This window comes from Streptomyces sp. NPDC101181 (assembly GCF_044767975.1).
Taxonomy (GTDB): domain Bacteria; phylum Actinomycetota; class Actinomycetes; order Streptomycetales; family Streptomycetaceae; genus Streptomyces.
On the sequence record NZ_JBIWOX010000013.1, the window covers coordinates 179,246 to 200,393 of the forward strand.

General features: G+C 72.8%; 16 protein-coding genes and 1 pseudogene. 7 read left to right on the top strand and 10 right to left on the bottom strand.

Annotated elements, in window-relative coordinates:
- The first annotated feature begins 21 nt into the window (after positions 1-21).
- Complete coding sequence (locus ACIRRU_RS20565) at positions 22-99, top strand: 50S ribosomal protein bL37 (RefSeq protein WP_373558710.1); 78 nt, start codon at positions 22-24, stop codon at positions 97-99.
- Between the two features lie 297 nt (positions 100-396).
- On the opposite strand, the gene ACIRRU_RS20570 is transcribed toward ACIRRU_RS20565, so the two are convergent.
- From ACIRRU_RS20570 to ACIRRU_RS20605, 8 genes and pseudogenes are all read right to left on the bottom strand, one after another.
- Positions 397-1,332 (bottom strand): carbohydrate kinase, encoded by a 936-nt coding sequence (locus ACIRRU_RS20570; protein WP_403682470.1) that lies wholly within the window; start codon positions 1,330-1,332, stop codon positions 397-399.
- Positions 1,329-2,318, bottom strand: a complete 990-nt coding sequence (locus ACIRRU_RS20575; protein WP_403682472.1) for a zinc-dependent alcohol dehydrogenase family protein — start codon at positions 2,316-2,318, stop codon at positions 1,329-1,331. The genes ACIRRU_RS20570 and ACIRRU_RS20575 overlap by 4 nt, the downstream gene beginning before the upstream one ends.
- Positions 2,315-3,187, bottom strand: a complete 873-nt coding sequence (locus ACIRRU_RS20580) for a carbohydrate ABC transporter permease (protein ID WP_403682474.1) — start codon at positions 3,185-3,187, stop codon at positions 2,315-2,317. The genes ACIRRU_RS20575 and ACIRRU_RS20580 overlap by 4 nt, the downstream gene beginning before the upstream one ends.
- Positions 3,184-4,146, bottom strand: a complete 963-nt coding sequence (locus ACIRRU_RS20585; RefSeq protein WP_403682476.1) for a carbohydrate ABC transporter permease — start codon at positions 4,144-4,146, stop codon at positions 3,184-3,186. The genes ACIRRU_RS20580 and ACIRRU_RS20585 overlap by 4 nt, the downstream gene beginning before the upstream one ends.
- Positions 4,143-5,513, bottom strand: a complete 1,371-nt coding sequence (locus ACIRRU_RS20590) for an ABC transporter substrate-binding protein (RefSeq protein WP_403682478.1) — start codon at positions 5,511-5,513, stop codon at positions 4,143-4,145. The genes ACIRRU_RS20585 and ACIRRU_RS20590 overlap by 4 nt, the downstream gene beginning before the upstream one ends.
- 159 nt (positions 5,514-5,672) lie before the next feature.
- Positions 5,673-6,434, bottom strand: a complete 762-nt coding sequence (locus ACIRRU_RS20595; RefSeq protein WP_363204024.1) for a DeoR/GlpR family DNA-binding transcription regulator — start codon at positions 6,432-6,434, stop codon at positions 5,673-5,675.
- 348 nt (positions 6,435-6,782) lie between these two features.
- A complete protein-coding gene (locus ACIRRU_RS20600) occupies positions 6,783-7,919 on the bottom strand; it encodes a PQQ-dependent sugar dehydrogenase (RefSeq protein WP_403682481.1) in 1,137 nt (378 codons plus the stop codon).
- Between the two features lie 228 nt (positions 7,920-8,147).
- Positions 8,148-8,744, bottom strand: a pseudogene (locus ACIRRU_RS20605) (TetR/AcrR family transcriptional regulator); the annotation flags it as partial.
- Between the two features lie 239 nt (positions 8,745-8,983).
- Here ACIRRU_RS20605 and ACIRRU_RS20610 point away from each other — a divergent pair.
- Genes ACIRRU_RS20610 through ACIRRU_RS20625 form a run of 4 tightly spaced genes read left to right on the top strand, consistent with a single transcriptional unit; the run spans position 8,984 to position 13,839 of the window.
- Positions 8,984-9,562 carry a (2Fe-2S)-binding protein gene (locus tag ACIRRU_RS20610; protein WP_403682484.1) on the top strand — a complete coding sequence of 193 codons (579 nt, stop codon included), beginning with the start codon at positions 8,984-8,986 and terminating at the stop codon, positions 9,560-9,562.
- Positions 9,559-10,551 carry an FAD binding domain-containing protein gene (locus ACIRRU_RS20615; RefSeq protein WP_403682486.1) on the top strand — a complete coding sequence of 331 codons (993 nt, stop codon included), beginning with the start codon at positions 9,559-9,561 and terminating at the stop codon, positions 10,549-10,551. Before ACIRRU_RS20610 ends, ACIRRU_RS20615 begins: the two co-directional genes overlap by 4 nt.
- Positions 10,548-12,716 carry a xanthine dehydrogenase family protein molybdopterin-binding subunit gene (locus tag ACIRRU_RS20620; protein ID WP_403682488.1) on the top strand — a complete coding sequence of 723 codons (2,169 nt, stop codon included), beginning with the start codon at positions 10,548-10,550 and terminating at the stop codon, positions 12,714-12,716. The genes ACIRRU_RS20615 and ACIRRU_RS20620 overlap by 4 nt, the downstream gene beginning before the upstream one ends.
- A complete protein-coding gene (locus ACIRRU_RS20625) occupies positions 12,709-13,839 on the top strand; it encodes an XdhC family protein (RefSeq protein WP_403682490.1) in 1,131 nt (376 codons plus the stop codon). Before ACIRRU_RS20620 ends, ACIRRU_RS20625 begins: the two co-directional genes overlap by 8 nt.
- Positions 13,840-14,173: 334 nt before the next feature.
- Here ACIRRU_RS20625 and ACIRRU_RS20630 read toward each other — a convergent pair whose 3' ends face one another.
- Together ACIRRU_RS20630 and ACIRRU_RS20635 are read right to left on the bottom strand one after the other, a co-directional pair.
- Positions 14,174-15,661: an SWF or SNF family helicase gene (locus ACIRRU_RS20630; RefSeq protein ID WP_403682492.1), complete on the bottom strand. Its 1,488-nt coding sequence runs from the start codon at positions 15,659-15,661 to the stop codon at positions 14,174-14,176.
- The gene (locus ACIRRU_RS20635; protein ID WP_403682495.1) at positions 15,658-18,678 is read right to left on the bottom strand and encodes an SNF2-related protein; all 3,021 of its coding nucleotides are present in this window, start codon (positions 18,676-18,678) and stop codon (positions 15,658-15,660) included. The genes ACIRRU_RS20630 and ACIRRU_RS20635 overlap by 4 nt, the downstream gene beginning before the upstream one ends.
- Positions 18,679-18,937: 259 nt before the next feature.
- Between ACIRRU_RS20635 and ACIRRU_RS20640 the strand changes: the two genes are divergently transcribed.
- Both ACIRRU_RS20640 and ACIRRU_RS20645 read left to right on the top strand, forming a co-directional pair.
- Entirely contained in the window at positions 18,938-20,101 is a 1,164-nt protein-coding gene (locus tag ACIRRU_RS20640; RefSeq protein ID WP_403682498.1) for a fatty acid desaturase family protein, read from the top strand.
- Positions 20,102-20,205: 104 nt separating this feature from the next.
- Positions 20,206-20,388, top strand: a complete 183-nt coding sequence (locus tag ACIRRU_RS20645) for a hypothetical protein (RefSeq protein ID WP_403682500.1) — start codon at positions 20,206-20,208, stop codon at positions 20,386-20,388.
- Positions 20,389-21,148: the final 760 nt, after the last annotated feature.

Consider the following 21,148-nt stretch of genomic DNA (forward strand, 5'->3'; position numbering starts at 1 on the left):
AGAGCAGAGAAGGAGGGTTCGATGTCCTCGAAGCGACGTCGGAAGAAGAAGGCCCGCCGTAAGAACGGCGCGAACCACGGCAAGCGCCCCCAGTGCTGAGCCACCGGAACTGAGCCGGACGCCCCGCCCCGGGGCCGGTGCCACCAGAGCCCCGGCCCCGGGGCGGCGTGCTGTCCGCCCACGGACCCGGCAGCCCGGACACGGCTCCACGACGACCGCCCGCCCCTGCGCGGCGCCACCGCGGCCGCCCGGCACCGCGACGGTCCCCGGACGCGCCGCGGCCCCACCCGGCGGGAGAGCCGGATGGGGCCGGGCGGTTTCCGCGGGCCGGGGGAAGGGCCTTCGGGAACTCGGGTCACGGTGCTGATGCCCGGTGAACGGGCTTCTCACACCGGATCACACCGGAAGCGGGGCCGTGGGTTCCGTCCCCGCCCGCGCGCAGACCGACGCGGCGGTTCCGGTCGCGTACTCCAGCATCGACCGCGCCTCCCCGGCCGTCAGCGTGGTGCGCCATCCCGCCACCGCGCCGAGCCAGGTCAGCATCCCGGCCATGAACGCGTCGCCCGCGCCGATCGTGTTCACCACCCGCACCGGGCGGGCCTCCACCGCCACCTCCGGCGCGCCGTGGGCGTAGGCGACGGCCCCGCGCGCGCCCCGGGTCAGCACCACCAGCCGCCCCTGCCCGGCGAGCCTGCGGCAGCTGGCTTCCGGCTCCGCGTCCGGCCACAAGCGGACCAGGTCCTCGTCGCTGGCCTTGACCACCTGGGCCAGGGCGCACAGCTCCCGCAGCCGGTCCAGGCCCCGTACGGGGTCGAGCGTGCGGTCCTCGCGCACGTTCGGGTCGACCGCCAGCAGCCCGTCCCCGGCGGCGGCCCGCGCGGTGGCGGCGACGATCCGGGCGGCGGGCTCCACGACCGCGGCGAGGCCGCCCACGTACACCGCCCCGAAGCGCGGCGCCTCCGCGGTGCGGTCGGGCAGGTCGAAGGTCGCGGTGTCCCGCAGATGGAAATGGTAGCTGTTCCCGGAGTCGCTCGGGTCGGCCACCGCGAGGGCGGTGGGCAGTGCCGGACGGCCGGCGAGGGAGAGGTCCACGCCCGCGCCCGTCAGCCACTCCTCGATCATCGACCCGAAGGCGTCGTCGCCGATCCCGCCCACGAAGGACGGCCGCCCGCCCAGCCGGGCCAGGCCCACCGCCACATTGGCGGGCGCGCCGCCCGGCTGAGCGGCCCGGACCCCGGGATCGCCGTCGACCGGCACCAGGTCCACCAGGGCCTCACCGACCACCAGCACCGGACCGGGGTCCGGTGCAGCGGGCGGCGGGGCGGCCGTCACGGCTCCACCACGATCTTGCGGCCGATGCCCGCCTGGAAACGCTCGATCGCCTGCGGGTACTGCTCCAGCGGCAGCCGGTCGCTGATGAACACCGAGGCGTCCAGCACTCCGCTCGCGAACAGCGCCGCGGCCCGCTCGTAGCTGTGCAGGACCGCCATCGAACCGGTGATGGTGATCTCCTGGTTGTAGATCTTGTACGGCTCGATCACCGCCGTGGTCGCGTAGTCGGAGACCCCGAACTGGAGGAACGTGCCGCCCTTGGCGACCCGCCCCAGCCCGTCCTGGATGGCCGCGGCGTTGCCCGTGGCGTCGATGACCACGTCCCAGCCGCGCGGGCGGTCCAGCTCCTCGGCGCGAGCCGCCGAGCCGGTGCAGCCCAGGGCCGCGGCGGTGGCCAGGCGCTGCGGGTTGACGTCCAGCACGTCGACCGACGCGGCGCCGGTGCGCTTGGCCAGCTCCAGCATCATCAGGCCCATGGTGCCGGAGCCGTAGATCAGCACCTCCGCGCCCAGATTGCCCTGGAGCACGTCGTAGCCGCGCACCGCGCACGACAGCGGCTCGATCAGCGCCGCGTCCCGCACGTCCACGTGCTCCGGGAGCTTGACGCAGTTGGCGACGGGCGCCACCGCGTACTCGGCCGCGCCCCCCGGCACCGTGACCCCGATCGCGGCCCAGTTGTCGCAGAGGTTGCCCCGCCCCGAACGGCAGTAGCGGCACTCGTGACAGTGCAGCGAGGGGTCCACGGCCACCTTGTCGCCCACAGCCAGCTCGGTGACGTCGGCGCCGAGGCCGACGACCTCCCCGGCGAACTCATGACCGGGCACGATCGGCAGGGTCGGCGCGAACTCGCCCTGGAGGATGTGGAGATCGGTGCCGCACAGCCCGCAGGACGCCACCTTGACCACCACGTCGCGGGGGCCCGGCGTGGGGTCCGGGACGGTGGTCACGGAGACCTTGCCGACGGCTTCGACGATGGCTGCCCTCATTTGACGGCTCCCAGGGAGAGGCCCTGGACGAGTTTGTCCTGGGCGGCGTAACCGGCGATCAGCACCGGCAGGGACACGACCACGGACGCCGCGCACAGCTGGGCGAGGAAGAGCCCCTGGCTGGTGACGAAGGTGGTCAGGTGGACGGGCGCGGTACCGGCGACGACACCGGTCAGCACCCGTGCGAACAACAGCTCGTTCCAGCTGAAGATGAAACAGATCAGGGCGGTGGCGGCGATACCGGGACCGGCCACCGGGGCGACGACCCGGCGCAGCACCGTCGGCAGCCGGGCTCCGTCGACCTGCGCCGCCTCGATGATGGAGACGGGCACGTCCGCGAGGAAGGACTGCATCATCCAGACCGCGATCGGCAGGTTCATCGAGGTGTAGAGCAGGACGAGCAGCCAGATGTTGTCCAGCAGACCGGTGTTCCTCGCGAACAGGTACACCGGCAGCAGCCCGGCGACCACCGGCAGCATCTTCGTGGACAGGAAGAAGAACATCACGTCGGTCCACTTGCGCACCCGCCGGATCGACAGCGCGTACGCGGCGGGCAGCGCCAGGAGCAGCACCAGCACGGTGGAGAAGAACGAGGCCGCCAGCGAGTTCACCAGCGGGGGCCACGGCGTGGGGCCGCCCCCGCCGCCGAAGAACGTCCGGTAGCCGTCGAGCGTCAACGCGGCCGCCACCGACGGCGGGTTGGTCGCCGCGTCGGCCTCGGCGTGGAAGGACGTCAGGACCATCCACAGGGCGGGCAGGCAGAATCCGATGCCCACCGCCCAGGCGGCCACCCCGAGTGCCGCCGAACGCCGACGGGCTTTTCGGGAAAGGGAGTTGTCCGAAGCGGACGTCACGGTCGAGGCGCTCATGCGCGGCTCGCCTCCTCACGGAAGAGCGACGAGACCACCCGCAGCGCGAAGGTGGCGATGATGATCGTGCCGATCACCACGACCACACCGGCGGCCGACGCGAGCCCGTACTCATGGGCGCGGTAGAAGGTCTCGTAGACGGTGTACGGGAGGTTGGCGGTGCCGAGGCCGCCGGAGGTGATGGTGAACACGGCGTCGAAGTTCTGCACGATGTACACCGAGCCCAGCAGGATGCCCAGTTCGAGGTAGCGGCGCAGATGCGGCAGGGTCAGGTACCGGAAGATCTGCCAGGGCCCGGCCCCGTCCAGCCGCGCGGCCTCGATCATCTCGGCGGGCCGGCTCTGGAGTCCGGCCAGCAGGATCAGCATCATGAACGGCGTCCACTGCCACACGAGCGCCGCCTCGATCGCGATCAGCGGCATCTCGGACGTCCACTCCGGCTGGGCGATCGACTCGATGCCGAACAGGTCGCCGAACCAGGTCAGCGCTCCGTTGAAGAGCCCGTACTCCGGGTTGTAGAGCGCGTGCTTCCACAGCAGCGCGGCGGAGACCGGCACCAGCAGGAAGGGCGTGATCAGCAGCGTACGGACGAAGCCCCGGCCGAAGAAGGTGCGGTCGAGCAGCAGCGCGAAGACCAGACCGAGCATGACGCTGACGAGCACCACCGACACCGTCAGCACGACCGTGGTCAGGACGGACTCGCGCAGGGACGCGTCGGTGAAGACCGAGGCGTAGTTGGAGAAGCCGGTGAAGTGGCGCTTCTCCGGCTTGAGGGAGTTCCAGTCGAAGAGGGATATCACCAGCGTCGCCACGAAGGGCAACTGGGTGACGACGATGAGGAAGACGAGGGCGGGAAGCAGCGGGGCCCGGGTGAGCCAGGCACGCTTGCGCTCGCCGCGCCCGGCCTTCGTCGCCGGGGCGGGCGGGGCTGCTGTCTCCCTGGTCGCGGTAACGGTCATCGGTACTCCTCCGCGACCTTCTCGGCCAGCTTCTGCGAGGTGGCGAGCGCGGCGTCCACCGACTGGCGGCCCGCGATGGCGGCGCTGATCTCCTGGGCCACCTTGGTGCCCAGATCGGTGAACTCCGGTACGCCGACGAACTGGATGCCCGCGGTCGGGCGGGGCTGGGTGCCGGGGTTCTTCGGGTCGGCCTCGGAGATGGCGCGCTCGGTCACGTCCGCGAACGCGCCCGCCTCCGCGCGGTAGTCGGGGTTGGCGTAGGTGGAAGCGCGCTTGCCCGCGGGCACGTTGGACCAGCCGCTCGTCGCGCCCACCAGCTCCTCGTACTCCTTGCTGGAGGCCCAGGAGACGAACTTCCAGGCGTCGTCGGACTTCTTGGACGCCTTCTGGAGGCCCCACGCCCAGGTGTAGAGCCACCCGGAACTCCTGGTCTCCTCGACGGGCGCGGGGACGTACCCGATCTTGCCCTTCACCGGGGAGCCCTTGGCCTCCAGCGACCCGGCGCCCGCCGTGGCGTCGTACCACATGGCGGTCTTGCCCTGGGTCATGTTGTTCAGGCACTCGGCGTACCCGGACTGCGGGGCGCCGAGTTCGCCGTGCTCGCGCACCAGGTCCACGTAGAACTTGGTCGCCTTCTTGAACTCCGGTGCGGTGAGCCGGGGCTTCCAGTCCTCGGTGAACCAGGTGCCGCCCATGGTGTTCACCACCGTGGTGAGCGGGGCGATCACCTCGCCCCAGCCGGGCAGCCCGCGCAGACAGATGCCCTTCATGCCGCGCTCCGAGCCGTCCGTCTGCTCGGCGAGCTTCGCCACCTCCTGCCAGGTGGGCTTCGCGGGCATCGTCAGGCCCTGCTTCTCGAAGACGTCCTTGCGGTACATGAGGAAGGACGACTCGCCGTAGAACGGCTGGGCGTAGAGCTTGCCGTCCTCCGCGGTCAGCGACTCCCGCAGCGGCTTGAGGATGTCCTCCTGGTCGAAGCCGGTGTCGGCGTCCGCGTAGTCGTCCAGGGAGTGCAGCCAGCCGTTCTTCGCGAAGAACGGCAGCTCGAAGTTGCTGATGGTGGCGATGTCGTACTGACCGGCCTGGTTGGAGAAGTCCTGACTGATCTTGTCCCGCACATCGTTCTCGGGGAGCACGGTGAAGTGGACCTTGATGCCGGTCTTCGCCGTGAAGTTCTTCGCCGTGAGCTTCTGCAACTCGACCATCTGCGGGTTGTTCACCATCAGCACGTTCAACGCGTCACCACCCCCGAAGGCGGTTCCGCCTGCCCCGGCACAGCCGGTGGCCAGCAGGGCGAGAGCGGCGGCCGCGGCGCAGGCCCGGCCGGTCAGAGGTGGCCTACGACGTCGTCGTCGTGGGTGGGGCATGGGGGACTCCTGATCAGTCGTAGCGGCTCGGTGATCGGGCGTTGCGGGCACGACGGACCGTGCCTGGGCGGAGAGCGGGGTCGAGCGGTGCGGAACGGGTACGTCGGGGGCGGCGCCGGAGCACGTCGCCGGACAGGGGCGGCGCGCGCGGGACACCGGTCAGACGCGGATGACCTGAGGGCCGAGGAGGGAGTAGCGCTGGGCCTCGGCCGAGGAGAGCCCGGCGTCGGTGACGATCGCCTCGAAGTCGCCGACACCGGCGAACCGGCAGAAGCTCACCGCCCCGAACTTGCTGTGGATGCCCGCGAAGACCCGGCGCCGCGAGCTGCGCAGCGCCTGGGCCTTGACCTCGGCGACAGCGGGGTCCGGGGTGGTCAGGCCGTATTCGCGGGAGATGCCGTTGGCCCCGAGATACGCCAGGTCGATGACGAACTCGGAGAGCATCCGGCCGGCCCAGTGGTCGACGGTCGCCATGGTCGAACCGCGCACCCGGCCGCCCAGCAGGAGTACCGAGGTCTTCTCCAGCCCGGCCAGGCAGGTGGCGACGGCCAGCGAGGCGGTGACCACGGTCAGCGGCCGGTCCTTGGGCAGCGCCTCGGCGACGAGCTGCGGGGTGAAGCCCTCGTCGACGAAGACGGTCTCGGCGTCGCCGAGCAGATCGGCGGCGGCCGCCGCGATCCGCGACTTCTGCGGGACGTTACGGGTGGTGCGGACGGCCAGCGTCGTCTCGAAGCCCGCCGACTCCACCGGATAGGCGCCACCGTGGGTCCGGCGGACGAGACCGTGTTCCTCCAGTACGTGCAGATCCCGGCGAACGGTCTCCCTGGCCACCTGGAACAGGTCCGCGAGGGCGTTCACCCCGACCGACCCGTCCCGTCGGGCTGTGTCCAGAATTCCCCGACGGCGTTCCTCGGTGTCCACGGCGCACTTCCCTGATCGCAGCTGGGCCCGGTCGGGCGGAGCCCACTGTCCGTTCGGGCTCGTGTGTCGTTTCTACAAGCACTCACCCTGCTTCGACCAGCCGTTTCACCGAATCCCCTGGGCCCGTTCATGACCGTTTGCCTGAGACTCCCGTGCTGGTCATGCCCGCTACAACCGCTGTTCCGGGGGTCGGGCGTGCCCGCTCCCGGCGAATCTGGGCCCGGGTCATGCCCGAATGCGCGAGGGGCCCGATGATGGTCCGGACCTGGAATCCGGGCCGGAGACGGAAACGGGTGAGCCGGGGCGGCACCGCTCGGTGCCGCCCCGGCTCACCTGAAGATGATCCGCTTACGCGGGGTCGATGCGCAGGATCGCTCCGCCGATGTTGAGGACGTACAGTTCGCCGTCACCGTCCTGCACGAACGAGATGACCTCGCCGCCGCTGACCCCGAGGTCGCCCTCGCCGGTCACCTTCCCGTCCTCGATCCGCAGGGTGCGGACCGTGCCGTCGCAGTAGTCGCTGAACACGTAGGAGCCCTGGAGCTGCGGGAGCGCGTCGCCGCGGTAGACGAAGCCGCCCGTCACCGAGCACCCCAGGCCGCTGCGGTCGTACTCGTGGACCGGCGGCACGTGGTTCGCGGGCTCAGTCCCCCCGCGGAAGGGGTGGTTGCCCTCCATCGAGGCCCAGCCGTAGTTCTCGCCGCCGGGGCTGTCCGCGGGGGCCCAGTCGATCTCCTCCCACTCGCTCTGGCCGACGTCCCCGATCAGGAGGTCGCCGGTGCCGGAGTCGAAGGAGAACCGCCAGGGGTTGCGCAGCCCGTACGCCCAGATCTCGTCCTTCGCGGCCGGGTCGTCCACGAAGGGGTTGTCCGCCGGGACCGCGTACGGCTTGCCGCCGGCCGGGTCGATCCGCAGGATCTTCCCCAGCAGGGTGTCCAGCTTCTGGCCGTTCCCCTGCGGGTCACCGCCCGAACCGCCGTCGCCCAGCGCGATGTAGAGGTAGCCGTCGGGCCCGAACTTGATGTCCCCGCCGTTGTGGTTCGGGTAGGGCTGCTCCTGGGTCAGGACCGTGCGCCGGGTGTCCGGCTGGATCGCGCCGTCCGCCACGGCGAACTCGTCGATCGTGCTGGTGCCTTCGAGATCGGTGAACGAGATGTAGAAGTGCGCGAACTCCGGGTCGAACGCGACGCCCAGCAGGCCGCGTTCGCCGTCGGTGGTGGTCTCGTCGGAGATGTCGAGCACGGGATCGCCCAGCTCCTGGCCGTCCAGGACCCGTACGGTACCGGCGCGTTCGGCGATCCATACGGTGTCGCCTGGACCGGCGGCTCCGGCGGTGGGGCTCTGCGCCCTGGCCACCTCCGTGAGGGCGGCCGACACCGGCTGGAGCGGGGCGTCGGGCTCGTCCGCCGAGGCCGTGGCCAGGGCCAGGGACGCGACGAGGCAGAGGGTGCCGAGGACGGCTGAGCATCTGGTGCGAACGTTCACCGTGGCCTCCTGAAGGGGGCGGCATGGGGGAGTTCACCCGGCTGCTCGGGGCGGAGCGTGCGTGGGGGCGCCCGAGCCAGCACACAACCTGGGTGGGGGGATGGTGGGTCGCTGGCCACGGATGAGGATAGAGGGACAGGGGGGTCCTGGACTAGACCAACGTTTCGGTCAGTTGTCCGGTGACGGCCTCGCGGACCGCGCCGGTCCGGGTTCCGGAGAGGGGGCCCGGCGGCCGGGCGCCCCGGCGCGCAGGCCGTCCATGACGAGGTCCAGGAGCCGGGTGGCCTGCGGCTGCCAGTCCTCCCGCGGATCGATCTGCCACAGGCCCGCGATGGCGAGGAAGAAGTCGTCCGGGGTCACCCCGGAGCGGATGGCCCCGGCCTCCTCCCCGGCGCGCAGCAGCACCCCGGCGGCGTCCAGCACCGGGGTGGGTCCGGGCCTGGCGGGTCCGCCCGGCGCGCTGGTGACCAGCCGGATCGCGTCCGCCAGTCCGGCCTTGGTCATGGCGAACCGGGCGAGGCGGTCCATCCACTCGCGCAGGGCCTGTCCCGGCTCGTGGGTGTCGAGCAGCGCGTCCGCCGCGTCCGCCACCTGCTGCATCTCGTAGCGGTAGACCTCCAGGACCAGGGCCTCCCGGTGCGGGAAGTTGCGGTAGAACGTGCCCTGCCCCACGCCCGCCTTCCTGGCGATCGCGCTGAGCGGAGCGTCCGCGCACCGGGTCAGCTCCGCTGTGGCCACCCGCAGGATCCGCTCGCGGTTGCGCTGCGCGTCCGACCGCAGAGGGGCGTCCTTGCGCGGGGGAGTGTTCTTCGGCGGCTGGGGCACACGTCCTCCTCACGGGTTCATGGCCGAAACCCGTTCTTGTTAACCGGACAGCTGTCCGTTACGTTTTCAAGAGAGCGGACACGTGTCCGGTTAGGTACACCTTACCGCCCATCGGCCGACGGTCACCACCCTGGGCTCCTCCTGTGCCCCCCATGTCTCTCCCCCCGGGCTGCCCTCGGCTCCCGGTTCCCAGCCATCCGCCACCTCCCCCCCATCCGCGACACCAGAGAAGGCTGATCATGGCTCCAGCGCCCTCCTCGACCTCCAGCGCGATCACCCTGAACATCAACGGCGAGAAGCACCACCTGTCCGTCGACCACCGCACGACGCTGCTCGACGCCCTGCGCGAACGGCTCGACCTCACCGGCACCAAGAAGGGCTGCGACCAGGGCCAGTGCGGCGCCTGCACCGTCCTGGTCGACAACCGCCGCGCCGTCTCCTGCCTCAGCCTCGCGGTCGCCGCCGAGGGACGCGAGGTCACCACCATCGAGGGCGTGGCCGAGGGCGACGAACTCCACCCCGTCCAACAGGCGTTCCTCGACCTCGACGGCTACCAGTGCGGCTACTGCACGCCCGGACAGATCTGCTCGGCCCTCGCCGTCATCGAGGAACACGCCGCGGGCTGGCCCAGTGCCGTCACGGACGACGTGGACCCCCAGGCCGGACCACCACCCCTGACGCCAGAGGAGATCCGCGAGCGGATGAGCGGCAACCTCTGCCGCTGCGGCGCGTACGTCTCCATCGTCCAGGCGGTCGGCCGCGCCGCCGAGGCCCACGCCCGGGCGCGGACCGCCACCGGGAAGGAGGCCGCCGCATGAGGGAGTTCGACTACGCCCGCGCCCACGACGTGACCGGGGCGGTCACCCTGCTGGCCGCCGACCCCGACGCCCGGTTCCTCGGCGGCGGCACCAACCTCGTCGACCTGATGAAGACCGGCGTCGAACGCCCCGGCCGCCTCGTCGACGTCCGCGACCTTCCCCTGGACGGCATCGAGTCCACCCCCGGAGGCGGCCTGCGCATCGGCGCGACCGTCACCAACAGCGACCTCGCCGCCCACCCCGAGATCCGCCGCCGCTACCCGGCGCTGACCCAGGCCGTCCTCGCCGGGGCGTCCGGACAGCTGCGCAACATGGCCACCGTCGGCGGCAACCTCCTCCAGCGCACCCGCTGCGGCTACTTCACCGACGTCAGCAAACCCTGCAACAAACGCGTCCCCGGCAGCGGCTGCCCGGCCGTCGACGGCGAACACCACAACCACGCCGTCCTCGGCGCCTCCGACCACTGTGTCGCCGTACACCCGTCCGACATGGGCGTCGCCCTGACGGCGTTCGACGCCGTCGTCGCGTACGAAACCCTCGACGGGCCCGGCGAGATCCCGGTCACCGACCTCTACGTCCCCGTCGGCGACAGCCCGCACCGGGAGACCGCCCTCCCGCCCGGCGCGCTGATCACCCACGTCACCCTCCCGGCCGCGCCCGTGGCCGCCCGCTCCCGCTACCGCAAGGTCCGCGAGCGCGCCTCGTACGCCTTCGCCATCGGCTCCGTCGCCGCCGCGCTCGACATCCAGGACGGCCGCGTCCGCGACGCGCGGCTCGCCCTGGGAGCCGTCGCCTCCCGGCCCTGGCGCGCCCGCGCCGCCGAAGCCCTCCTGACCGGAGCGCCCGCCGACGGGGAGACCTTCGCCGCCGCGGCCGACGCCGAACTCGCCGCCGCTCGGCCGCTCCCGCGCAACGGATACAAGGTGACCCTCATGCGCAACCTCGTCGTCTCCGTCCTGACCGAACTCGCCGAAGGGACCGGCCGATGACCACCACCACGCCGGCCTCGGCGGCGCGCCTGCGCTCCGTCGGCTCCGCCCACACCCGCGTCGAGGGCCGCGAGAAGGTCACCGGCGCCGCGCGGTACGCCGGGGAGATCCCCTTCGCCGAACTGGCCCACGGCTGGCTCGTGGTGTCCACGGTCACCCGCGGCCGGATCCGCGACATCGACACCGCCCCGGTGCTCGGCATGCCGGGCGTCCTCACCGTCCTGCACCACGGCAACGCCCCGCGGCTGAACACCGACTACGTCGGCCTGCTCGGCGTACCCCCGGACCCCACGACCGCCGTCTTCCAGGGCGACAACGTGCCCTACGCGGGCTGGCCCGTGGCGCTCGTCGTCGCCGAGACGCCCGAGCAGGCCAGGGAGGCCGCCGAAGCGCTCGTCGTGACGTACGAGGAGGAGCCGCACGACACCGCCCTCGTCGCCGGGCACCCCGACGCCTACGGCGCCGACGGCCACATGCCCGCGGAGACGGACAAGGGGGACCTGGAGACCGAGCTTGCCGCGTCCGCCGTCGTCGTGGACGCCGAGTACACCACCCCCGAAGAGCACCACAGCATGATGGAGCCGCACGCGGCGACCGCCCGCTGGGACGACGGACGGCTGGAGATCGTCGACTCCAACCAGGGCGCCAGCTGGGTGCAGAGCGAGCTGGCCACCATGTTCTCGCTGGACCCCTCCGCCGTGCGCGTACGCTCCGAACACATCGGCGGCGGCTTCGGCAGCAAGGGGCTGCGGGCCCACCAGGTCTCCGCCGTCATGGCCACGACCGTCCTGCGGCGCCCGGTGCGCGTGGTGATGACCCGTCGGCAGATGTTCTCCCTGGCGGGCTACCGCAGCCCCACCACGCAGCGGATCAGGCTCGGCGCCGACGCCGACGGACGGCTCCGCGCCCTGGAGCACCGCTCGCTGAACCAGACGTCCACCGTGTACGAGTTCGTCGAGCCCAGCGCGGGCGTCGCCCGGGTGATGTACGACGCCGACGCCCACCGCACCGCCAACCACGTCGTCCGGCTCGACGTGCCGACCCCGACCTGGATGCGCGCGCCCGGCGAGGCTCCCGGGTCGTTCGCGATCGAGGCGGCCCTGGACGAACTCGCCGAGGGCTGCGGCATCGACCCCGTCGAGCTGCGCCTGCGCAACGAACCCGAGGTCGGCCCGGTCTCCGGACTCCCCTTCAGCAGCCGCAACCTGGTGGCCTGCTTCCGCGAGGGCGCGCGCAGGTTCGGCTGGGCCGACCGCGACCCGCGCCCCGGCGCGCGCCGCGACGGCCGCTGGCTCCTCGGCACCGGTACGGCCGCCGCGTCCTTCGGCGCCGGAGCCGCCCCCTCCACGGCCCTGGTCACGGCGGAGGCGGACGGTTCCTTCACCGTACGGATCGCCGCCGCCGACATCGGCACCGGCGCCCGCACCGCCCTCACCCTGGTCGCCGCCGACGCCCTGGAGACCACACCCGAGCGCGTCCGGGTCCGGATCGGCGACAGCGACTTCGGCCACGCGATGATCGCGGGCGGCTCGATGGGCACCCGTTCCTGGGCCTGGGCGGTCACCGCGGCCGCCGCCGAGCTGCGCGAGAGGCTCGCCCTCGGCACGAGCCTGCCCCCGGAGGGCATCACGGTGCGGTCCGACACCACGGAGGCGCTCGGCGCCCTCGCCCAGAAGGAACGGCACTCCTTCGGCGCCCAGTTCGCCGAGGTCGCCGTCGACACCGCGACCGGCGAGGTCCGGGTGCGCCGCATGCTGGGCATCTTCGCCGCGGGCCGCATCGTCAACCCGCTCACCGCCCGCAACCAACTCGTCGGCGGCATGACCTGGGGCATCTCCATGGCCCTGCACGAGGAGGCCGTCCGCGACCGTAACTCCGGCGGCCACTACGCCCCCGACCTCGCCGGGTATCACGTGGCCACCCACGCGGATGTCCCGGACATCGAGGCCGACTGGGTGGACGACCACGACCCGGACGACCCGGTCGGCATCAAGGGCATCGGCGAGGTCGGCATCGTGGGCGCCGCGGCCGCCGTCGCCAACGCCGTCTGGCACGCGACCGGCGTACGCCACCGGCAGCTGCCGATCCGGCCCGACCGGATTCTCACGGCGGCCCCGACCCAGGCGGCCCGGACCCCGGCGGACGGGGGAGCGGCGGATGCTTGACATCGCCGCTGAGCTGGACAGGTGGATGGCGGAGGGGCGGGAGTTCGCCGTCGGCACCGTCGTCTCCACCGGCGGCAGCGCCCCGCGCGGACTCGGCGCCGCCCTCGCCGTCGACAGCGCGGGCACGGCGATCGGATCGGTCTCCGGCGGCTGCGTGGAGGGCGCCGTCTACGAACTGTGCACGGCCGCCCTCCAGGACGGCGGGACCGTCCGCGAACGCTTCGGCTACAGCGACGAGGACGCCTTCGCGGTCGGGCTGACCTGCGGCGGGGAAATCGACGTGATGGTCACACCGGTCCGGGCCGGCTCGCCGGACCGGGCGGTGCTGCGCAGTGCCGTCTCCGCCGCGACGTCCGGCGTCGCCGCCGCCCTCGTCCGGGTCGTCGGCGGCCCGGACCAGCTCCTGGGGCGCTCCCTGCTCGTGCGGGCCGACGGGACGCGGGAGGGCGGTCTCGGCGGCCACCCCGCCGTGGACCGCCTCGCGGTCGCCGAGGCACGGGCCCTGCTGGACGCCGGGCGCAACGGCACCGTGGAACTCTCCGAGGACGGTTCGCACTGCCCCGGCGGGCTCACCCTGCTCGTCGAGAGCAGCACACCGCCGCCCCGGATGATCGTCTTCGGCGCCGTCGACTTCGCCGCCGCGCTGGTACGGGCGGGGAAGTTCCTCGGCCACCATGTGACGGTGTGCGACGCCCGCCCCGTCTTCGCCACCCGCGCCCGCTTCCCCGAGGCCGACGAGGTGGTCGTCGACTGGCCGCACCGCTATCTGCGGCAGACCCCGACCGACGGCCGCACGGTGCTGTGCGTGCTCACGCACGAGGCCCGGTTCGACGTCCCCCTGCTGACCCGGGCTCTGCGCATGCCCTTGGCGTTCGTCGGTGCGATGGGTTCACGCCGTACCCACGAGGAACGGACCCGGCTGCTGCGCGAAGCGGGCCTGGGCGAGGACGAACTGGACCGGCTGCGTTCACCCATCGGTCTGGACCTCGGCGCCCGTACGCCGGAGGAGACGGCCCTGTCCATCGCGGCGGAGATCGTCGCGGCCCGCCACGGCGGCACCGGCCGGCCCCTCACCGGCGGAGCGGAGCCCATCCACCGGGACCTGTCGGCGGCGGGCGTCTGACAGCGGCGGTGGAGACGCCGACGGCGGGGGCTGCCCCGGCCCGGCGCGGTGCCGGGCCCGGCACCGCTGGCTGTCGAGGACGGACGCGGCCCCCACGGGCGGGCTGTCGGGACTGCGACCTTCACCGGCCGGTGCTGCGGGCCGCGCGGCCCGCACCGGCTTGCCCCGCCCGTCGAGGGTGGGCGGGGTGGTCGAGGAGACGGAGGCCGGAGACCAGAGACCGCAGAACGCAGACGGCTGACCAGAGACCGGGACGACGAGGTCCGCCGCCCGGTGAGCACCTGCTCGTACTCCACCGCCGCCCCGACGCGTGCGGTGACCGTGCGGGCATGTGTCAGCCCGCTCCCGTCTCCGCCCCCGTGCCCCTCTCCGCCCCCGTGCCCTCCTCCGTTCCCGTCGCGATGCCCGCCCCCGCCAGCGCGCTCGCCGGATCGTCGTCCGAAGGCCCGGCGGGCACCCAGCGGCCGCGCTCCTTGCGGTAGGGCCACCACCGCCCGTCACGGTCGAGGCGCAGCTGCACGTCCGCGCCCACGACCGTCCAGCGGGATGGTCCTCCGGCCCGCAGTACCGGCCGCTCGCCCGCCTCCCAGGCCGAGGCGAGCTGGTCGCGGGCCCGGGCCAAGGACTCCGCGCCGGGCTCCAGGTCTTCCTCCAGCACCGTCAGCGCGGCGACCCCGCCGTACCGCCAGGCCTCGACCGCCGTGTCCAGTTCTCCGCGCCGACGGCCCGATCCCGAGGCCAGTCGGGCGGCGATCCACGCTTCCGGCCGGGTATCCGCCGCCAGCCGCACCGCGTCCTGCCGCGCCGTCAGCTCCACCGGCAGCGGCTGGCCCCCGTGCCCCGGAGCCACCGCGTCCAGCAGCATCCGGCGGGCCCGTACCGCGCTGTCCGCCGCCAGCACCTCCAGCGCGGCCGGGTCGATCCCGGGCGGCGGGGCCGTCTCCGGATCCAGCGACGGCCCGGTCCCCGCCTCGGCGGGCACCGGCGGGGGAGCGGGGAGCGCGGGCAGGATCCCGGCGGCGGCGAACGCCTCCCCGGCGAGGACCCCACGCGCCTCGCCGCCCGCGTCGTCGGTGGTCCGCGGACCGTCACCGTCCGCGTCGCGCATTGCCCGGGCGGTGCTCCGTTCCTGGAGTTCGTCCACCAGCCGCCGCTCGTCGCGCCCGCGCACCAACAGCAGCACGAACGGGTCCTCGTCCAGCAGCCGCGCCACCTGGTAGCACAGCGCGCCCGAATGCGGGCAGTGGTCCCAGGCGCCGCAGGAGCACTCCGGCTCCAGGTCGCCGATCCCGGGCAGCAACTCGACCCCCGCGCCCGCCGCGTCCTCCACCAGGTGCGGCGGCATCTCCCGGTCCAGCAGCGCCGCGATGTGCCCGGCCCGGTCCACGGCCATGTCCAGGAATCGGTCCCACGCGCCCTCGCCGAGCTGCTGGAGCAGCACATCGCTGCGGTGGGCCGTGCCGTCGCGGTCCCGCACCACCGCCGTGATCCGGCCCGGTCGCACGGAGACCGCCCCGACCCGGCCCTCCCGCGCCAGCCGCCGCCCCCGCTTGAGCTGCTCACCGTCGAGCGCCGCGTCCTCCAGGGCCTTCAGCCACGCCAGACCCCACCAGGAGGTGGCGAAGCCCCGGCCCGGCGCGGGCGGCAGAGCCCCGAACGTACGCTCCGGCCCGCCACGCCCCTCCGGGGAGCTCCCGGCGTGCTCCTCGGGACGGTCGGCGTACGCGTCGTCGTATCCGCCGTCGTCGCCGTACCCGTACCCGTTGTCGCCGTACCCGTATTCGTCGTCGTTGTGTCCGTCGTCGTATCCGGTGCCGTTCATCGTGCGCCCCCTCGCAGCTCGACCAAGTCGGCCAGTTCCGCGTCGGTCAGTTCGGTCAGCGCCGCCTCGCCCGCGCCGAGCACCGCTTCGGCGAGACCCTGTTTGCGGGCGAGCATCCCGGCGATGCGGTCCTCGATCGTGCCCTCGGCGATCAGCCGGTGGACCTGTACGGGCTGGGTCTGCCCGATCCGGTACGCGCGGTCCGTCGCCTGCGCCTCGACCGCCGGATTCCACCAGCGGTCGAAGTGCACGACGTGACCGGCCCGGGTCAGGTTGAGCCCGGTCCCCGCCGCCTTCAGCGACAGCAGGAACACCGGCGCCTCGCCCGCCTGGAAGCGGTCGACCATCTCCTCGCGCCGCGCCACCGGCGTACCGCCGTGCAGGAACTGCGTACGCACCCCGCGGGCGGCCAGGTGCTCCTCCAGCAGCCGGGCCATCCGCACGTACTGCGTGAACACCAGCACCGACCCCCGCTCGGCCAGGATCGTGTCCAGGAGTTCGTCCAGCAGCTCGACCTTCCCCGATCGGCCCGTGATCCTCGGGCGCTCCTCCTTGAGGTACTGCGCGGGGTGGTTGCAGATCTGCTTCAGCGCCGTGAGCAGCTTCATCACGAGCCCGCGCCGCTCGAAGCCGTCCGCGCCGGAGATCTCCGCCAGCGTCTCGCGCACCACCGCCTCGTACAGGCCGGCCTGTTCCGCCGTCAGCGACACCGCCCGGTCGGTCTCCGTCTTGGGCGGCAGCTCGGGCGCGATCCCCGGGTCGGTCTTGCGCCGCCGCAGCAGGAACGGGCCGACCAGCGCGGCCAGCCGCTCCGCGGTGCCGGGGTCCTCGCCTCCCTCGACTGCGGCGGCGTACCGGCTGCGGAAGGTGCCAAGCCTTCCGAGCAGCCCAGGGGTCGTCCAGTCGAGGATCGCCCATAGCTCCGACAGGTTGTTCTCCACCGGGGTGCCGGTGAGGGCGACCCGGGCCCGGGTGGAGATGGTCCGCAGCTGCCTGGCCGTCGCCGAGTGCGGGTTCTTCACGTGCTGCGCCTCGTCGATGACGAGCAGCCCCCAGGCGGTCCCGGCCAGGCGTGGTGCGTCGAGCCGCATCGTCCCGTACGTCGTCAGCACGAACTCGCCGTCCACCACCCCCTCCAGGGAGCGCGCCGCGCCGTGGAACCGGCGGACGGGGGTGCCCGGGGCGAACCTCTCGATCTCCCGCTGCCAGTTGCCCATGAGCGAGGCCGGGCACACCACGAGCGTCGGCCCGGCCGTGTCCCGGTCCTGCCCGCGGCGCAGATGCAGGGCGATGAGCGTGATGGTCTTGCCCAGTCCCATGTCGTCGGCGAGGCAGGCCCCGAGGCCCAGCGAGGTCATGGTGTCGAGCCAGTTCAGCCCGCGCAGCTGGTAGTCGCGCAGCGTCGCGGCGAGCGCGTCGGGCTGACCGATCGCCTGGCGCCCGGCGGACTCCGGGTCGGCCAGCCGGTCACGCAACCGCCGCAGCCAGCCGGTGGCCTCCACCTCCACGCGACGGCCGTCCACCTCGGTGGAACCCGTCAGCGCCGCGCTCAACGCGTCGATCGGAGTGACCTTGCGGTCCTGGGTCTCCCTGGCACGGCGCGCCGTCTCGGGGTCGACGAGCACCCATTGGCCGCGCAGCCGGACGATGGGTCTGCTCGACTCGGCGAGCCGGTCCAGCTCCCGCCGGGTCAGCTGCTGGTCGCCCAGGGCGAACCGCCAGTCGAACGCCAGGAGCGCGTCCGCGGACAGGAAGGAGGGCGTGTCCGCAGTGACGCGGCCCCTTCGGCCGTCCTGCGTGCCGTCGTCCTCCTGACCGGAGAAGTCAGGGCCGGGGAAGCCGGGGTCGTCGGCGTGCGGGCCCTCCGGACCGATCACCGCGCGCGCGGTCAGTTCCCGGGCGAGCTGCTTGGGCCAGTGGACCTGCACCCCGGCGGCGGCCAGCGCTCGCGCGGCGGAGCCCAGCAGCTCGGTGATCTCCTCGTCGGCGGGTTCCACCGAGTCCGGTACGGCGGCGGAGAGCAGCGGTGCCAGCGGAGGCCAGGCGCGCGCGGCGCGCCGCAGGGTGAGCAGGGCGTCCATCCGGGCCCGCGGCCCGAACGCGGCGGCTTCCCGTGAGCCGCCGACCCACACGTCGGCCGCGTCCGCCACCAGTGAGGGGTCGCTGACGCTGTGGATCTGCAACACGGCGCGGAACGCCGGAGCCTGCCCGCCGTCCCCGTGGTCCGGCCAGGATTCCGGTGCGCTCCCGTCGGCTGCCACTCCCGAGACCTCGACGCGCAACGAAAGCCGTACGCCCGCGTCGTGACCGGCCGCCACATCGGCCGCCCAGGCACGGCCCTCGGGCAGCCGCAGCGGCTCGGCGGACGCGAACGCGGGGCCTGCGGCGACGAACCCGGCGGCGGGCGTACGGGGCATCGTGTCGGCCACGGCGTCGAGGTACGCCCGAAGCAGCCACTCCGGTTCGGGCAACCGCGGTGCGTCGCCGGAGCCGGCCGGGCCCTGACGACCCGCCCCGCCCGGGAGCGGGGTCGCGTGCGCGCTCGGGGGCATGGACGCGGCCAGCTCCCGGAGCCGCGCGATGCCGTCGGCGCTCAGCGGGCCGATCCGCCACGCCGCGTGGTCGGTCGGGCTCAGCCCCGGCAGCAGCAGCCCGCGGGCGACGAACTGGAGGGCGAGCAGCCCGGCGGCGCCCCAGAAGGCGACGGACGGGGACGCCTGGGCGTCGGTGCGCGCCCGCGTCAGTACCGGCAGCGCGTCGCGTACGGGCAGGCGCAGAGCCGGGACGGTGTGGTGACGCAGGTCGGGCCCGACCACGACCAGATCCTGGACGTCCGGCTCCGCGGCGAGTCCGGAAGTGGTTCCGGGAGCGATTCCGGAGACGTCGGGGAGACTGTCGCCGTCCGGGTTCCAGAACGCGACCCGACCCGTGCGGGCCGGATCCCCGGGGAGGAAGACCGCTGAGCAGCGGGACAGTTCGGCGATCTCGAAGGGTGTGGTCGCGGGATGCCTGTGCACAAGAATGCCGAATTCCTCAAACTTGACTAGTGGGCGAGGCCGCCGAGGGTACTCCCATCCGTTCTCCGGCGGGCTGACCTTTTGCGTGACCCGCGTCACTCCCTGCTGGTGGTCCGGCTTCGGTGGGGGAGTCAGCCCCACCCCTCGCCATGGCGTCACCCCCCTGGAGAACCAGGGGGGTGACGCCATGGCTGCCAGATGCTCTTGATCCGTACGTTCTATGAGGTCAGAGCAGAGGTTTCCAGAGACCGGAGACGCCATGTCCCAGGCGACAGCCACCGTCACGGACCCCGCAGGTGACAGCGGCCCCCACCGCTCCCAGAGCCCCGGCCCTCCCGGTGGTGGACCCGCCCCCTCGGGTCCCTCGGCCCCACCAGCCCTCTCGGACCCCTCGGCATCCGCAGCCCCTCCGGACCACCCGGCCCCCTCCCTCCCCGGAAGCGACTTCGCCCCCCTGTTGCGTGCGGTGAAGAGCCAGGGGCTGCTGGAGCGCCGCACCGGCCGGTACGCGTTCGGAATCGCCGCCAACCTGGCCGCCCTCGGGGCGGTGGTCACCTCCCTGGTCCTGCTGGGGGACACCTGGTGGAGCCTGCTCCTCGTCCCGCCGCTGGCGCTCCTGTGGGCCCGTACGGCGTTCATCGCCCATGACGCGGGGCACGCGCAGATATCCGGTGACCGCAGGACGAACAAGTGGATCGGCCTCGTCCACGCCAATCTGCTCCTCGGTATGAACGAGGCCTGGTGGAACGACAAGCACGCCCGGCACCACGCCAACCCCAATCACGTCGACAAGGACCCCGACGTCGGCGTCGGCGCCCTGGTCTGGACCCGGAAACAGGCGGCGCGACGTGAGGGATTTGCCCGGTGGCTCACCTGCAACCAGGCCCGGCTGTTCTTCCCGATGCTGCTCCTCGAAGGCATCGCCCTGAAGATCTACGGATTCGCGTACCTGCGCTGCCAGCAGAGCCGGGAGCGGACCCTCGCGGCCCTGCTGCTGGTCACGCACGTCGTCCTGTACGCGGGGCTGCTGCTCAGCACCCTGTCCCCGGGCCGCGCGATCGTCTTCGCGCTGCTGCTGCACGCGGTGTTCGGCCTCCACCTGGGTCTGGCCTTCGCCCCGAACCACAAGGGCATGGAGATGCCCGACCCCGACGGGGAGCGCTGGGGGCATCTCCAGCGGCAGGTCCTGACCTCGCGCAACGTCCGGGGCACGGTCCTGACCGACTGGCTCCTGGGCGGGCTGAACCACCAGATCGAGCACCACCTCTTCCCGAGCATGCCGCGCCCTCATCTCCGGCTGGCCCGACCGCTGGTCAAGGCGCACTGCGCGAGCATCGGCATGCCGTACGCGGAGACCGGGCTGACCGACTCCTACCGCCAGGCGCTGGCACACCTGCGCGATGTCGGCGAGCCGCTGCGATGAGACCTGCCACGGCCGTCGCTCAGAGGGCCACGGCGGGGAACGGAAGGACGCGCGAGGGCGTTCACAGAGCAGAAGCGGCGTCGGCCGCGAAGGAGGCGTGGACCATGACTAATGGTGCGAAGGTCGCTGTCGGCGGAGTGGTCGCGGCGGTCATCCTGTGGCCCCTGATCGGATTCTGGTGGGCTCTGCTGGTCGTGATCGGGATTCCCGTGGCGGGCTATCTGCTGCTGGACCCGTCTCAGCGACGCAGGCTCCGCAGGATCAACCGCAAGCAGATAGGCCGCTAGGGGGCGTCCTTCCGGTCGCCGGATCATCGGTCCGGGCAGGAGGGACGGGGAGACGTCTGACGCCGCGTGGGCGGTGTCCGAACCGCTGCCGCCGCCTGGCCGGGCACGTGGCAGGTCGGCGGGACCACCGTCAGTGGCCTCCCTGGTCACCGGCGGCAACCGCAGCGGCCGCACCCAGGCCGAAACCGTCATCGACCTGATTCGCGTGATCGGCCGGGTCCGTGAAGACTCCGGCCCCGGCCCGACCACGTCACCGGCGACAAGGGCTACTCGCTCCGCACCTTCCGCGCCGACCTCCGCCGACGCGGCCTCACGACCACCATCTCCGAATGCGCCGACCAACTCGCCGGACGCACACGCCGCCGGGAGCGGCCCTGCGGATTCGACAAAGCCGTCTACCGGCGCCGCAACGTCGTCGGACGCTGCTTCCACCACCTCTAACGATGGCGCGGCACCGCCACCCGCTACGACAAACGCCCCGACCGCTACCTCGTCGCCATCACCCTCGCCAGCACCCTCATCCAGCTCGACACATGATCGACAAGACGCTGCCTCGGGCCCGGGCTTCAGGATCTTGTCCTGACCCGTAAGGTGTCGCGGGACCGCCTCATCGGGGCGCCGTGCACTGGCCGAACGCCCCTACGGGCATACCGGGCGGCCGATTGGGGGGGTGCCCCTATGTCTTTGGTCAAGGGAAACGGGAGTGCGTCGAGTCGGTGAGCCGGGGCAGCATGGCGGGGTGGCTGATCTGCTGTGGGAT